A 14,417-nucleotide genomic window follows, 5' to 3' on the forward strand; every position below is an offset into this window, starting at 1 on the left:
CGAGTCCAGAATTGCCCGTCATCGCGATCGGCAAACGAGCCGTCGGCAAGCTCGGGAACGCCGTGAAACACGCCATCTAGCACCGTCCGGCGTGCAGAGAATCCCTTCAGGTTGAGATCGTCGATGCGGCCCGTCGGTACCAATCAGGTGCGGATATTACCGTCGCCCTGGACGATGTACTTGTACGTCGTCAATTCACGCAGCCCGCACGGTCCACGAGCGTGAAACTTGTCGGTCGAAATACCGATTTCGGCACCCAGTCCGAACATTCCACCGTCGTTGAATCGCGTACTGGCGTTCACCATGACCGCTGAACTGTCGACGCCGCTGGTGAATTGTTCGGCGGCCCGCACATTGTCGGTCACGATGGCGTCGGTGTGATGGGACCCATATCGATTGATCAGCCCGACTGCTTCGTCCAGCGAATCGACAACGCGGACGCTGATGATCGGCCCCAGGTATTCCGCCGACCAGTCGGATTCTTGGGCTTCCAACGAACCAGGGACCAATTTCGCCGCGCGATCGTCGCACCGCATTTCAATCGGGTATGACGACAATCGTTCGGCGATCGCCGGCAGAACCGTCGTCGCGATGTCCGCGTGGATCAACAAGGATTCGCAGGCGTTGCAAACACCCATTCGCTGGCATTTGGCGTTTTCGATGATGTTCACCGCCATCGGAACGTCGGCATTGCGGTCGACATAGACGTGGCAATTGCCGTCAAAGTGTTTGATCACCGGCATCGTCGCTTCGCTGGTGACACGGCGGATCAAGCCTTCGCCGCCGCGGGGAATCGCCACATCGATGCAATCGGACATCGAAAGAAACTGGCCCACGGCTTGCCGATCCGTCGTTTGGACCAGCTGGACAGCATCCCCGGGCAATCCGATTTCCCGTGCCGACTGTTGCAGCAATTCGACGATGGCACGGCTGCTGTGGATGGCTTCTTTACCGCCGCGAAGGATGACGGCGTTTCCGCTTTTGACACAAATCGCTGCGGCATCGGCGGTCACATTCGGCCGGCTTTCGTAGATGAAAAAGACCACGCCCAGCGGGACGCGTCGTTTAACGATCCGTAATCCGCCGGGACGCGTGAACCCGTCGATGACTTCGCCGATCGGGTCCGACAACGCAGCGATTTCGCGAAGGGCTTGTGCGATGCCATCGACGCGATTCTTGTCCAGACGCAGCCGATCCACCGCAGCGTCGCTCAAGTTGTAATCGGGGGCCGCGGCCACATCTTTGGCGTTGGCCTGCAGAATCGTGTCCAAATCCGCGACCAGGCGATCGGCCGAATCGAAGAGCCAACGGTTCTTCAATTCCGTATCGATGTTGGCAAGTTCGTACGACGCAGCTTTGGCTTTCTGGGCGGTTTCGGCACAGTATCCGGCAAGATCAATTTCAGTGGTGGTCGACATGGACGGTCGTTCGAATGTGGGGCGGTCGGCGGTTGAACGTCGTGACAATTGTCAGTGTGAACCGCGAAAGGGTCAACGCAAGGCGGCGGGATCGGATTGATTCACGGAAAAAGCGTCTGAGTCTGACGGGCCCAATTGAGCGGATCAGGCGTCAATGACGTCCCGCAGACGGTCCCGAAGTTCTGTTTCGGTCATCGATCGCACGGCGATTCGTTTGCACCGACTGGCCTGACCGCTGCAGATGGAAATGTTCGATTTGGCGATTTTGAAAAATTTGGCCAATCCCTGAATGACCGCCGCGTTGGCTTTCCCGTCTTCCGGCGGCGATGTGACGGCCACCCGAAGTGCGTCGGCGTGGCGGCCCCCGATTTTGGCCCGCTTGGCTTTGGGTGTGACGCGAACGTCGAATCGCAGTTCATCGTCGCGGTGTTCGATCGGGATCATGACGGTGGACGCAATGCGGATCGTGACGTCGGTCGGCTTCGGTTATGATTGCCGACGGTCTGATCGCTCTATCCTATCGGTCTGTGGCAAAGTGTAAATGGAACTGCGACACCTGCGTTACTTTCTGGCGATTTCCAACCACACCAGTTTTCGCATCGCTGCCGAAGAACTGCTGGTGTCTCAGCCGACACTGTCACAGCAGATGAAGGATCTGGAAAAAGAACTGGGGTGTTCGCTGTTCGAACGCGCCGGACGGGGCATTCGGCTGACTCAAGCCGGCGTGCTGTTCGGTGAATACGCCCAGCGTGCGATCAACGTGTTGGACGAAGGCCAGGCTGCGATCGATGAGTTCGATCAAATGTTGCGTGGGCGGATCCGAGTGGGAGTGGTTCAAACCGTGGGTGCGTACTTGATTCCGCCGGTTGTTGCGGAGTTCAAAAGCCAAAACCCCGGTGTCCAGTTAGTCGTCCACGAATTGTCCGCGGACGACGTGGAAAACGGACTGGTCGATGGCAGCCTGGATCTGGGGATTTCGTTCGAACCGACGCGACGGCAATTGCACTGCCGATGGTTGTTCGGCGAGCGGTTCGTCCTGATCGTTCCGGCCGAGCACCTGTGGGCCAATCGCCGACGAATCCGTTTGGACCAGATGGCGGGAGAACCGCTGTGCTTGATGACCAAAGACTTCTGCACGCGTCGCATGATCGACGCGGCCTTTGCACAGAATGATGTCGAATTACAAGTGGCCGTGGAAATGACATCGGTAGCCGGGTGTCTGGCAGTGACCAACGCCGGAGGACCACCGACGATCTTGCCTGAACTGGCGATGACCGGAACCGACCTGTCGGGAATTCGAATCGAAAGTCCGATGATCCGACGCAGCGTTTGCCTGTTGCAAGCTAGTGAGGAGGCGTCGATTCGTGCGACCAGCGAATTCGCCGACGCCGTGATCCATCACGTCGGCGCGGTGGCGGGTGGATGATTCACCACCGCCACCGCAGTAAGACGCCGGGAAGAAGGACCCTATTTCGCGGCGTCCAATTCAAAGCCGGTCAGCTTGAAACTGTACGCGCAATCACAGGGCAGATCGTCAGCGGCGATTGCCGGCATCTGGATGGTCAGCTGACCTTGGTCGTCCACTTCGTAAGCCAGCGTGCCGTCATGGCCCAGCAGTTGTACCGTGGCTTGGTCATCCGCCGATTGGACACGGACCGATTGCAGCTGGATCGCGGATTTGGGCCACCCCAGCGTGATCGCATAAACGGTGGTGCCGTCTTTGCTTTGTGTATACCGGACGTCGGCGGCGGAATATTCAAGCTTCAAAAATTCGCCGTGTTTCTTGAATCCGCCTTCGGGTTCCACCGTCGGCCCTTCGCCGTAAGCCTTCCAAGGGCGCGTCGCATAGATGGCTTCGCCGTTGACGTTCATCCATTCGCCCAGTTCGGCCAACACCTGGCGTTGGTCGTCGGGGATCCGGCCGTTGGCCATCGGTGAAATGTTCAACAGGACGATTCCATTTTTGGCCACCGTGTCGACCAGAGCATGAACCACCTTGTGCGTGGGTTTGATTTTCAGTGAATCGGTATAACACCAACTGCCCGTGCTGATCGTGTCGTCGGTCATCCAAACCTTTTCCGCCGCGCGTGGTTCACGAGACTTTTCGTGGTCCAGCACGCTCATGTCCAACGGCAAATCCTCCTGTTTGCGAACGATCACCACGTCGCGATCCCACTTCTTTGCCGCGTTCAAATAATAGGCGGCGAACTCCTGGCGATAGGACTCGGGGATCCGGTCCAGCCAACTGTCAAACCAAATGATGTCGGGTTGATATTGGTCGATCACTTCGGCCAATTTGTCCAACCACATTTGATGGAACTGCTCCGCCGGCATTTGGGCGTACAAGATCGCGGTTTCCTCGTTCTCATTGGCCGATGGATAGTCTTTGACCATTCCCTCAAAGTGGCCATAGAAATTCCGAGCGTGATGGAACGTGGCGATGGTTTTCATGCCTTCGGCACGGATCGCTTCGGTCAATTCACCCAATAGATCGCGTTTGGGGCCTTTGTCCACCGAGTTCCAGGGCGTCGCCTGGCTGTCCCACAGCGAAAACCCATCGTGGTGTTCGGCCACCGGTCCGGCAAAACGGGCCCCCGTGGCTTTGAACAGCTTGGCCCATTCGGTGGCATCAAATTCAGGCGTTTGCCACTGGTCGACAAAGCGGTGATAGCCGTATTTTCCCGGATCGCCGTAAACATCCACGTGATGTTTGTTGACTTGGTGTCCTTTCAAAAACATGTTCCGCGGATACCACTCACTGCCATAGGCCGGAACCGCGTACACGCCCCAGTGGAAATAGATTCCTAGCTTGGAATCCTTGAACCACTCCGGGGCCTCATCGTGCGCGGCCAACGATTGCCAGTCGGGCTTGAAATCTTGGCCTGACAGTCGGTTGGAAATGCTTGCCGCAGCGGCAAACGCCATCAAAGCGATTGCAAAGTGTCTCATGGGTTATTTCGCTGAATAGAAGGTTAAAAAATAGTATACCGTTAACGTTCCCGCGGTGACGCCAAGTTAAACGATGGGATCGCCGCGCCACTTGATCATGGTTGGATGGGTTCCAATCGGAATCCATGAACCCAGTCGTAATAGGTCGCGTTCTTCGTGTCGTCGCTTAGTTCTTCAGGTGTCGGTGGTGTTTCCCAGTTGTACGTCTCGGTGACCATGTTCAACTGCATCGGGTCGGTGAACGGTTCGCTGACGATCGACGTGTCCGGGTGAAGTGTGAATTGAAATTCATTATTGTGATAAAAGTGTGCCGTGTTGGCATCGACCCACCAGACGCCGTAGGTATGGAATTCGTCGGCGGCTGATACCTTGAATTCGCTTTGTCCGGGCTGAGACTTCGAATACTTTTTGCCGTTCTCGCGAATCCAAACGTGCGTGTTTGAAAACATGCCGAACGGTCGATTCGGATGCTTCTTAGGACCACCGATGGTTTCTTGGACATCCAATTCTTGCGCGATCCAGCGATCTTCGACTTTGCGTCCACGATTGGAAAACCAAAACGTGGATGACATCGACACTTTCGAAGCTTTCATGCGTACTTCGTAGTATCCGAAGTGTGCTTGATTGCTTTTGGAGCAAACGGCGCCGCCGGCGATGGTGTATGGCCCATCTGGCTGGTCCAGCACACTGTTTCGAATCCGCAATTTGCCGTCGACGATCGATACCGCCGAAGGCATGAATTTTGCCGGGGATCGTCCTTTCCACGTCGGATGGTGGTCGTACCACTTGTCAGCGTCCAAATGGTCCCCGTCGAATTCGTCGGTGAACCTTGGATCGGGAACCCATCGATAGCCTTCCGGTGGTGTTGGTGGTTCCGCATTAGCGATTGTTTGGAAAGCAAAAAGAAACGTCAGAGCGAAAAACAGGAATCGTTTTGGAATGGTAAGCAGTGTCATTGCAGACTGGGGTGGGAATGGGACATGCGGGAAAGGTAGATGCGTTGAATGAAACGCCCTCAGATGGGGGCGGAAACCTTTGTTTGGCTTCCGCAGAAAAGCGGGCATGGATGCCGGTGGATCCGATGCACGCCCGCAAGGGAAGCGAAGCAAAATCAAAGTCGCTTGAAAACGTTCGATCAATCGTTGTCGGTTGAATGCAAACTCAAGGTCGATGCATCAAGCCCTTCCGAGGTGGCAGTGATCTTGATGTCGCCGGCGACGTCGGCTTTGGATCGCACGATCAGCATGCACAGACCGTTGAACGCGTACCGCTGATCCGCTTGGAACGGTTCGGTTGACGCAGGATTTCCGTTGCCGACCGCTGCGATTTCCGCAGGTCCGTCAATGCTGAACTTCACCAAGTTGTCGGCCCGCGGACAGAAATTGCCTTCGCCGTCTTGGATCTGCACCGTGACAAAAGACAGGTCCATTCCATCGGCGGCGATTTCGGAGCGATCGGCCGAAAGCTGGATCTGTTTCGGGGCGGACGCGGTGACGAACCTTTTGCGACTGACAGGTTTTTCGTCGACATACCCGACGACCTCGATGGACCCTGGTTGATAGGGAACCACCCACTGCAGCCGATACTTCGAATCATAAGTCTGTTCGGGGACCACCTTTGCCGACATCGGCAACGTGACGGGGGCACTGAAGCGAGCTTTGCGTCCCTGTGATTCGCCGTTGACGATCAACTCGACTTCGTCGCAATTGGTATAGCAGACCACGGGCGTGTCTTCGCCGATCCGTTCGGGCCAGGTCCAGTGCGGCAGGACATGAACCATCGGGGTGTCGGTCCATTGGCTTTGGTACAGATAGAATCGGTCCTTGGGAAATCCGCAAAGGTCAACGATTCCGAAAAACGAGCTGCGTACTGGCCAATCGCCGTTCCAATAGCCGTTGGTTGAATTGTCACGACCACCGTACGGGGTCGGTTCACCCAAGTAATCAAAGCCGGTCCAAACGAATTCGCCCAGAATGTTCGGGTTCTCTTCCAGCGACTGGAACTCAAAGTCCGGCGGGTACGCCCAGACCGGACCGATGAAGTCATAACTGGTGACTTGTTTGGACGGGTGAGTGTCGTATTTCACTAGGGGGAAATGGTACTCGCCACGTGTGCTGACACAGCTGCTGGTTTCCGATCCACACATGATCCAATCGGGATGGTTCTCGGTGACTTCCTGGTATCGCATGGGCTTGTAATTCCAGCCCACGATATCGACTTCGGCGGCCAAACCGTTCACCTCCGCGCCGGGATAGTAGTTGAAGCCGGCTGCGACCGGTCGCGTCGCGTCTTGGTCATGGCAAATTTCAGTCAGGCGTCGGGCTTGTTTCCAGCCGTCTTTTCGCCCTTGCTCCAGGATCTCGTTACCGATGCTCCACATGATCACGCTGGGATGGTTGCGGTCACGAAGGATCATGTCGCGCAAGTCACGCTCGGACCACTCGTCGAAGAATTTGTTGTAACCATTTTCAACTTTGGCGATTTGCCACACGTCAAACGATTCGTCCATCACGACCAAACCCAACTCGTCACAGCATTCCAGTTGCTCGGGCGACGGCGGGTTGTGGCTGGTTCGGATCGCGTTGACGCCCATCGATTTCATGATTTCTAACTGACGCATCGTGGCGCGTCGGTTAACGGCCGCACCGAGTGGTCCAAGGTCGTGGTGCAGACAGACGCCTTTGAATTTGACCGGTTGACCGTTCAGGACGAATCCGTTTTCAACGCTGAAATCGATGGTGCGGATCCCGAATCGCGTCACATAGCGGTCCAGGACTTCCCCGTCGGCCGAAACGATCTTGCTGACCGCGTGATAAAGGTTCGGTTGACTGATGTCCCACAGCTTGGGCTGATCCACGTTCAATTCGGTTGAAACAGTGACCGCCTTTTCTGGTTTCCCCTCGATCGGCTGCGTGGACTGGGCGATGGATTGGCCGGACGCATCCAGGACGGTCGTTTGCAATTCTCCGGTGCAATTGTTCGCGTCGGCGCAGCGTATGCTTGTTTCGATCGCAATAACCGCCTGTTCCGCGGTGACCGTCGGTGTCGTGATCGACGTGCCCCAGTGATCGACATGCATCGGTGACTTGCGATCCAACCAAACGTTCCGATAGATGCCCGCACCGGGATACCAGCGTGACGACAGGTCTTCCGGGGCAAGGCGAACGGCGATGACGTTGGCTTCGTCACCAAAATTCAGATGTTCGGTCAGGTCACAGACAAAACCCATGTAGCCGAACGGTCGTTGACCGACCTTGTGGCCGTTCAGCCAGACTTCCGCGTTGTACATCGCACCGTCGAATTCGACGCTGACTTGTTTACCGCGGTCGGTTGCCGGCAACGTGAACGACTTGCGATACCACCCGATGCCGTGGAACGGCAGGCCGCCACAGCGGGCGTTGTATTGAATGTCAAACGGGCCTTCGATCGCCCAATCGTGTGGCAGACGCAACGGACGCCAGGACGCATCATCGTATTGGGCGTTCTGTGCGTGTTCGGCGGCGCCGCGGTGGAAACGCCAATCGTTGTTGAAGCTTTCGCGTCCCATGCGTTGAAGGTTTTCGGCCGAAGCGACCGACCCCATCAAAATCACACATGCGCACACCAGCAGTGGCAGTCGCGATCGTGGGCAAACACGAAATTGAAATCCGGTCGATCGTCGCATCGTCGGCGAATCCTTCGGGTGGGCAAAAGATTGGGGGGAAGGCCAGACGATGCGAATCTTCAAGACGTTCGACAACGACGGCGGCGGGGCAGACCCGTATCATCGTCGAAGTGTTAACAATTTGGAAGCGTCGGAACAGACTGTCGCAGGTCCCCGGACGGAGACTTATTGATTCGACGGAACGTCACGGAATCGCTGGTGACAGACACGGCAATCGTGTGAGATTTTTTCGATTCTGCGGAGACTCATTTTGGCGGCGGACCGATTCTGTGACGCCCGCGCCACCGATTGCCGGAGCGCTTTCGAATTCGCGATTGATCGTTGTAATTGTTCGACAAAGTCATCGCCGAGCGATTCTTGCCGGGCAATGCGATCGGCTTCGACAAAGGCTTCCATCAACAGCAATGCTTGGTGATCTTTGTCGAGGTCAGGATGGTTGGCGGGCGGTTCCCAGGCATTCGCGGCGATTCGACGCAGGTGCGACAAGCGTGTTTCCAGGTCCACCATCAGTTGGGCCATCGCGGGCACATCAGCAATGCTGGGAAAGGCGACACCGCTTTGATTCAACGCGGCGTCGGACAGAGGTTGGGCGTCGGCGACGGAGGCAAACAGCCCGCGATACTGTGGGCCCGTTCCGGCGATGCGAAGTGTCTGGTCGGCTTGGTTTTCATTGATCAAACCGGCGCCCAAGCAGGCCACCGCGGCGGCGGCGGGGCTGCGATGCTTGCCGTGATGGCAATGAATAAAGATGGGGCCCGGCAATTGGTTGACCGCTTGGGCCAATTCCAGTGAACGTTCCGCAGGAATACCGTCATAGCCGTGAGGCAGATGGACGTAGCGCAATCCTTGTCGTTCGGCGGCATCGACATCGGGCAACGCGGCATCCACGCTGATCACTGTGCGAATGCCCAATGCGGCCAATTCCGCGAACGCGTCGTCGTTATCGGGCAACCCACCAGAAAACACCCGGTCGTGCAATTGCACCAAGTTGGGAACATGACGGGTGGGCATCTTTTGTGGATGCGGGACCGACGCGTTTTTCTCAGGCTGGTCGGCAACACTGTGTGTTGTCAGGATGTCGCCAAAGAAGATGGACAGCATCACAGCAGCGATTGCCGCCTTGATTGTTTGCCCCCAAAACATGCCCATCCAAGTGTCCCATTGAACCAGTGCTTTACCTAGGTCGCTGGGACTAGCTTAGTCGATTTCAGATCGGCGTTCGTCTTTGCGCGATCGTGAGTGGACCTGTAATGCTTAGAAGGTTTCAGGATAGACGACCAATTCAATCCGACGATTGGCCGCACGACCGGCGGGGGTGTCATTGGATTGCCGTGGATTGTTGGCACCTTGAGCCACGGTGAACAATTGGTGGATCGGCATTCCTGCACGGCGGACCATGAAGTCCAGTACGGCACCCGACTGTGCGGCACTCAATTGATGGCTGGTCGCGACATCGCCGCCATAGACTGGCGAATTGTCGGTGTAACCTTCCACGGCGATGCGTTGTCGGGGAAACACGGTGCGCAGCTGTGCGGCAACGGGATCCAAGATTCCGGCCGCTTGCGGGATCATCTGGTTGGTTCCCGCGCGAAATAACTGATCTGCGGGCAAGATGATGCGAACCACATCGCCGTCGGGCTGGACGGCCAAGTTGGGAAGGTTCAGCCGCGATGCTTGCGCGGACAAATTGGTGTTCGGCCGAATGGTCGCGCCGCCACGCATTTGAGTGGACGCTTGAAAACTGCGGACCTGGTTTTCCGCCTGGTTCGCAGCCATTCGTGCGGATTCAAACTGGTTGGTGACCTCGGCAAGCTGTGTGCGTACCAATCGCAGTTCGTCCTTATAGACCTGAGCCTGCTGTTCGCTTTGGGCCAACTGCGTGGTCAGCTGGCGATTGTTATCGTCCAGCAACTGAACGCGTCGGCTGAGTTCGGCGATCTGGGCCTGCGTGGGATTGTTGGCCACCGCGACGGGTTGCCCCTGCCATGCGGCACCGCCGGGGGTGGCCAAATATGGATTTTGTGTACAGCCGGACACGACCGCCGCAATCAGCCAGACGGACAACAGCAGCGCAGCACGCACGCGACCAGGCGAATCCTGGGTGCGGCGTCGGGCGTTCATGGCAATGGGCGTTGGCATCGTAAAGGGTCCGTTCGACCGTCAATGCGGTCTGTCGACGGGGCTGATAGCATGGGACTTTAGAAAATCTTTGAAAAACGTCGCAAGAGCATTCGTTTCCCACAATTCGCAGGTGGATACGCACGATGGCAACGAATCGGTATCGCTGGTCAACCGCAACGGCGCTGGTTTCAAGGCGACTGCTTTGCGCCGGGGGCCTCTGCCTGGCGTTTGCTGCGGCGGTTTGCCCGGCGACTGGGGCGGAAGAATCGCGAGCCGATCAACGGGGGATCGAGCCTTGGGCCGAAAACCGTTGGTACTGGTCATACCGTGGGGAACCCGTGTTGCTGTTGGGCGGAAGCGATGATGACAACCTGTTTCAGTGGCCCGCCGATGAATTGAAAGCCCAGCTGGACCGCATTCAAGCCGCCGGCGGAAACGTCGTTCGCAACACGATGTCCGATCGGCCCGATCGTGGTACCGAGGTCTATCCGTTCTTGCGGTTGGACAATGGCAAGTACGACCTGTCGCGGTGGAACCCAAAGTACTGGGAACGCTTTGAACGATTTCTACGTTGGACCGCCCAGCGTGACATCTTTGTGCAAATCGAAATCTGGGATCGGTTCGACTATGCGGACTTGGCCGGTCGCGGACCACGACGCTGGATCGACCATCCGTACAACCCGGCAAATAACGTGAACTACACGTTTGACGAATCCGGATTCGCAAAAACCTATCCCGACCATCCCGGTCAAAACAAACAGCCCTTTTTCTTCACAACGCCGCGGCAACGTGACAACCAAGTCGTGCTGAAATACCAGCAGCGACAAGTCGCCAAGTTGTTACAGCATTCGTTGCAATACGACCACGTGTTGTATTGCATCGATAACGAAACGCGGGCGCAACCACAGTGGGGACAGTACTGGGCGGATTTCATCAAGCAACGCGCCCAGGATGCCGGACGTACGGTCATGGTGACCGAAATGTGGGACGACTGGAATTTATCGGCCACGTCACACCGGGAAACCTTCGACCATCCGGAGATTTACGACTACGTCGACGTGTCGCAGAACAATCACAACAGCGGTGAGAAACACTGGCAAAACTTTTTGTTCGTGCGTGACTATCTGAAAAGTCAGCCGCGTCCGATGAACACCACCAAAACCTATGGGGCCGATGGGAACAAGTTTGGCCATCGTGACCAAGACGCGATCGAACGGTTTTGGCGTCATCTGTTGGCCGGGGCCGCTTCGATTCGGTTCCATCGTCCCGATTCGGGAATCGGGATCAACGACAAGGCGGTGGCATGCTTGCGGGCGGCTCGTGACGTGGAGCAATTGGTGCCACTGTGGAATGTGAATCCCAAGAATGATCTGTTGATCGGGCGGCAAGCCAACGAAGCCTATGCTGCCGCGGGTAAGGACGACCAAACGTTGGTGATTTTCTTTCCCGCCAATGCCACCACCGCCGAAGTTGCGGTGCGCGACACGGGCCAGCGAACGGCGGATTGGATTTCTATCGACACCGATCAGCGGATGCAAACCCGCATGGGGAACAAGGAACTGATGCGTCTGCGACCACCGAACGGCGGAAACTGGGCTTTGGTGCTACGCGGTGAGGTGCACGCCGAACGCTGATACGATGCCTGGGTTATGAAAAGTGTTGCCGAAGCATGGCCAGACTTTTCGGGATGGCCGTCGCATGGTCTTCACTGCCTTCGAATTCCAGGCTGATGTAACCACGGTAATCCACTTGCCGCAGAATCGATGCGACACGTTCGTAATCAATGTCCAATGTGTACCACGTCCCACCGCCAAAGTACGTCTTGGCCTGGACGAAGACGGCTTCGGGGGCCAATTGTTCGTACTGGCGGTACTGGTCTTCCAAAAAGTTACCCGTGTCCAACGTGGCTCTTAACCACGGCGAATCGACTTCACCGATGACACGTAGAACACCGTCGGCGGTTCGGCCAAGCCCCCAGTGGTTTTCCAACCCCATCACGACGCCACATTTCTCAGCGGTCGGCAAACACCTTTCAAAGGCATCGCGAACCCATGCGAATCCTTGGTCATCGGTGTAGCCATTCAGCGTGGGCTCGATTCCACGGTTGGCCATCAGTTCATCAAAGCTACCTGATGTTCCCCAGCGACCGGTGTTCACGCGGATCGTGGGAATGCCCATCGCATAGGCCAATTCGATGCACTCGATCGTGTGATCGATTTGCTGCTTCCGTTTGTCGGCATCGGGAGTCACAAAAGACTGGTGCGTGGACAACCCGCACAAATCCAGTCCCAAGCGAAACGCACGCTGTTTGATCGTTTGCAACATTGCATTGGATTGATCTTCCATTTGCACATGCAAGATCTCCACGGCATCAAAACCGGCGTCGGCCGCCAGTTCGATACACCGCGTGATGGGTAACTTGGTATCGTCGCGGTACCGCCAATATGAATAGGTGGATACCGCAATCGGGTTTCCACGTTTGACGCTGCCGGGATCAGCGGCGATTGCTGGGTCGGTCTGCCCAGCAACGGTGGACGCCGCGGCCAGTGCCGCGGTGGACTGAAGCAATTGTCGACGATGGATCATGGCGTTGTCGGTTTGCGATGAACGGGTATTCCGGAAAGTACGACGGGTGAGACGCGACATTCGAACGTCGTCGTTATACCTGTCATCGTCAAACCATGGGCGATGATCCGTGGCGAATCAGGCCAGAATGTCTTTCACCACATGACCGTGGACATTGGTCAGGCGTCGTTCCAGCCCATTGTGGTAATACGTCAAACGCTCGTGATTCAGTCCCATCAGGTGAAGCAGTGTGGCGTTGAAATCGTATACGGTCGTTTCATTGCTGGCGGTCTTGAATCCGAATTCATCGCTTTCGCCATAGCTGAATCCCTTTTTCACACCGGCCCCGGCCAAGAAGCAGGTGAAGGCGTCGGGGTTGTGGTCACGCCCCGTCCCGTTGGCTTGCAAGAACGGCATCCGTCCGAACTCCGTGCACCAGACCACCAGCGTGTGTTCCAACATGCCCCGTTGTTTCAAGTCGGCGATCAAAGCAGCGGTCGGCTGGTCCATGATTTCCGCTTGCATCGCATGCGTTTTCAAGATGTCCGAATGCGAATCCCAGTTGGTGATCCCATTGCCGCCGGCCGGGTCGCTGCCATTGAACAACTGGACCACACGAACGCCACGTTCCAACAGACGGCGTGCCAGGATGCAGTTGTTGGCGTAAGCACGTTTCAGTTCGGTGCCGGTTTCGGTTCCATAAGCATCGTGGACGTGTTTGGGTTCGCCGGCGATATCCATCACTTCGGGGACGGATGTCTGCATACGGCCGGCCAATTCATAGCTGGCAATTCGCGCGGCCAAGTCTGCATCGCCCGGAAAGCTCTCCAGGTGATCGGCGTTCAGTTTGCGTAGCAGATCCACGCCCGCTTGATCGGCCCCCGGTGTAAACCGGTCGGGACGGTGCAAGTTGGCCGGCGGGTTGGATGCGGTGAAATCGGTGCCCTGGAAAGCCGCCGGCAGAAATCCACTGCCGAAATTGTTCTTGCCACTTCGCGCAAGCCCACGCGGGTCGTTGATGGCCACGAACGCGGGCAGTTCTTCCGTTTCACAGCCCAACGCATAAGTCACCCAAGCGCCGAACGACGGAAAACCTTCCATCGTAAAACCGGTGTTGAAAAAGTTTTCGCCTTGTGGGTGCGCGCTGGTTTGGGTCGTCAGCGAATGGACGAAACAAAAGTCGTCCACCATTTCGGCCAAGTTGGGCAATAGATCCGAAACCATCTTTCCGGTTTCACCGCGAGGACGAAAGTCCCAAAACGGCTTGGCGATATTGCCCGTTGGGCCTTCGAAGGTGACCGCGGGGATCCCTGGTGGTTTTTGACCGTCCAGGTCGTACAAGGCTGACTTGTAATCGAAGGTGTCGACATGGCTGACCGCACCCGGCAAATAAATCACCAGGACTTGTTTGGCCGGCATTTCAAAGTGCGGTGGCCGTGACGCGTACGGATTCTTATCGTCGATCTGGGGACGAATCGGCCCCAAGCCATCGGCGGCATCGCTGGCCAAAAGGTTGTCACGGGCCAGCAACTGTGAAAGTGCCAAACCACCCAGGGACATGCCGGTCTGGCCCAAAAACGATCGACGGTTCAAAAGCGAACGTCCGATTGGACTGATGCGTTCAGGCAAGTTCATCGATTGCAATCTTCGGTTAAAAATTCAAGGTCATCACGGCCAACCCCATCGGTTACCCGCCGTTG

General features: G+C 56.7%; 11 protein-coding genes. 2 read left to right on the forward strand and 9 right to left on the reverse strand.

Annotation, left to right across the window (positions count from 1 at the left end; all coding sequences use genetic code 11):
- Nucleotides 1–143: 143 nt before the first annotated feature.
- Complete coding sequence (locus Mal65_RS04910; protein ID WP_390621935.1) at nucleotides 144–1,466, reverse strand: glutamate-5-semialdehyde dehydrogenase; 1,323 nt, start codon at nucleotides 1,464–1,466, stop codon at nucleotides 144–146.
- A 96-nt stretch (nucleotides 1,467–1,562) separates the two neighbouring features.
- A complete protein-coding gene (locus tag Mal65_RS04915; protein WP_145294285.1) occupies nucleotides 1,563–1,862 on the reverse strand; it encodes a DUF167 domain-containing protein in 300 nt (99 codons plus the stop codon).
- A gap of 97 nt (nucleotides 1,863–1,959) precedes the next feature.
- Here Mal65_RS04915 and Mal65_RS04920 point away from each other — a divergent pair, with 97 nt between their 5' ends.
- Complete coding sequence (locus Mal65_RS04920) at nucleotides 1,960–2,844, forward strand: LysR substrate-binding domain-containing protein (protein WP_145294288.1); 885 nt, start codon at nucleotides 1,960–1,962, stop codon at nucleotides 2,842–2,844.
- A 41-nt stretch (nucleotides 2,845–2,885) separates the two neighbouring features.
- Here the strand turns inward: Mal65_RS04920 and Mal65_RS04925 are convergent, their stop codons facing one another.
- The 5 genes from Mal65_RS04925 to Mal65_RS04945 all read right to left on the reverse strand — a co-directional run bounded on the left by Mal65_RS04925 (nucleotide 2,886) and on the right by Mal65_RS04945 (nucleotide 10,152).
- Entirely contained in the window at nucleotides 2,886–4,367 is a 1,482-nt protein-coding gene (locus Mal65_RS04925; RefSeq protein ID WP_145294290.1) for an alpha-L-fucosidase, read from the reverse strand.
- Between the two features lie 95 nt (nucleotides 4,368–4,462).
- The gene (locus Mal65_RS04930) at nucleotides 4,463–5,323 is read right to left on the reverse strand and encodes a family 16 glycosylhydrolase (RefSeq protein ID WP_145294293.1); all 861 of its coding nucleotides are present in this window, start codon (nucleotides 5,321–5,323) and stop codon (nucleotides 4,463–4,465) included.
- Nucleotides 5,324–5,502: 179 nt separating this feature from the next.
- Nucleotides 5,503–8,031 carry a beta-galactosidase GalB gene (gene galB / locus Mal65_RS04935; protein WP_196784580.1) on the reverse strand — a complete coding sequence of 843 codons (2,529 nt, stop codon included), beginning with the start codon at nucleotides 8,029–8,031 and terminating at the stop codon, nucleotides 5,503–5,505.
- Between the two features lie 165 nt (nucleotides 8,032–8,196).
- Complete coding sequence (locus Mal65_RS04940; protein WP_231131282.1) at nucleotides 8,197–9,132, reverse strand: protein-tyrosine phosphatase family protein; 936 nt, start codon at nucleotides 9,130–9,132, stop codon at nucleotides 8,197–8,199.
- 153 nt (nucleotides 9,133–9,285) lie between these two features.
- A complete protein-coding gene (locus tag Mal65_RS04945; protein WP_145304684.1) occupies nucleotides 9,286–10,152 on the reverse strand; it encodes an OmpA/MotB family protein in 867 nt (288 codons plus the stop codon).
- Nucleotides 10,153–10,295: 143 nt separating this feature from the next.
- Here Mal65_RS04945 and Mal65_RS04950 point away from each other — a divergent pair, with 143 nt between their 5' ends.
- Nucleotides 10,296–11,786 (forward strand): DUF6298 domain-containing protein, encoded by a 1,491-nt coding sequence (locus tag Mal65_RS04950; RefSeq protein WP_145294299.1) that lies wholly within the window; start codon nucleotides 10,296–10,298, stop codon nucleotides 11,784–11,786.
- Between the two features lie 13 nt (nucleotides 11,787–11,799).
- Here Mal65_RS04950 and Mal65_RS04955 read toward each other — a convergent pair whose 3' ends face one another.
- Nucleotides 11,800–12,738 (reverse strand): sugar phosphate isomerase/epimerase family protein, encoded by a 939-nt coding sequence (locus Mal65_RS04955; protein ID WP_145294302.1) that lies wholly within the window; start codon nucleotides 12,736–12,738, stop codon nucleotides 11,800–11,802.
- 117 nt (nucleotides 12,739–12,855) lie between these two features.
- Nucleotides 12,856–14,352: a DUF1501 domain-containing protein gene (locus tag Mal65_RS04960; RefSeq protein WP_145294305.1), complete on the reverse strand. Its 1,497-nt coding sequence runs from the start codon at nucleotides 14,350–14,352 to the stop codon at nucleotides 12,856–12,858.
- Between the last annotated feature and the right edge of the window lie 65 nt (nucleotides 14,353–14,417).

Source organism: Crateriforma conspicua (assembly GCF_007752935.1).
In the GTDB taxonomy this organism is placed as follows: domain Bacteria; phylum Planctomycetota; class Planctomycetia; order Pirellulales; family Pirellulaceae; genus Crateriforma; species Crateriforma conspicua.

Coding starts and splice junctions, on each gene's coding strand:
- Mal65_RS04920 (WP_145294288.1), top strand. CDS start 1,960: ATGGAACTGCGACACCTGCGTTACTTTCTGGCGATTTCCAACCACACC.
- galB (WP_196784580.1), bottom strand. CDS start 8,031: ATGCGACGATCGACCGGATTTCAATTTCGTGTTTGCCCACGATCGCGA.
- Mal65_RS04950 (WP_145294299.1), top strand. CDS start 10,296: ATGGCAACGAATCGGTATCGCTGGTCAACCGCAACGGCGCTGGTTTCA.
- Mal65_RS04925 (WP_145294290.1), bottom strand. CDS start 4,367: ATGAGACACTTTGCAATCGCTTTGATGGCGTTTGCCGCTGCGGCAAGC.
- Mal65_RS04955 (WP_145294302.1), bottom strand. CDS start 12,738: ATGATCCATCGTCGACAATTGCTTCAGTCCACCGCGGCACTGGCCGCG.
- Mal65_RS04940 (WP_231131282.1), bottom strand. CDS start 9,132: ATGCTGTCCATCTTCTTTGGCGACATCCTGACAACACACAGTGTTGCC.
- Mal65_RS04930 (WP_145294293.1), bottom strand. CDS start 5,323: ATGACACTGCTTACCATTCCAAAACGATTCCTGTTTTTCGCTCTGACG.
- Mal65_RS04960 (WP_145294305.1), bottom strand. CDS start 14,352: ATGAACTTGCCTGAACGCATCAGTCCAATCGGACGTTCGCTTTTGAAC.
- Mal65_RS04945 (WP_145304684.1), bottom strand. CDS start 10,152: ATGAACGCCCGACGCCGCACCCAGGATTCGCCTGGTCGCGTGCGTGCT.
- Mal65_RS04915 (WP_145294285.1), bottom strand. CDS start 1,862: ATGATCCCGATCGAACACCGCGACGATGAACTGCGATTCGACGTTCGC.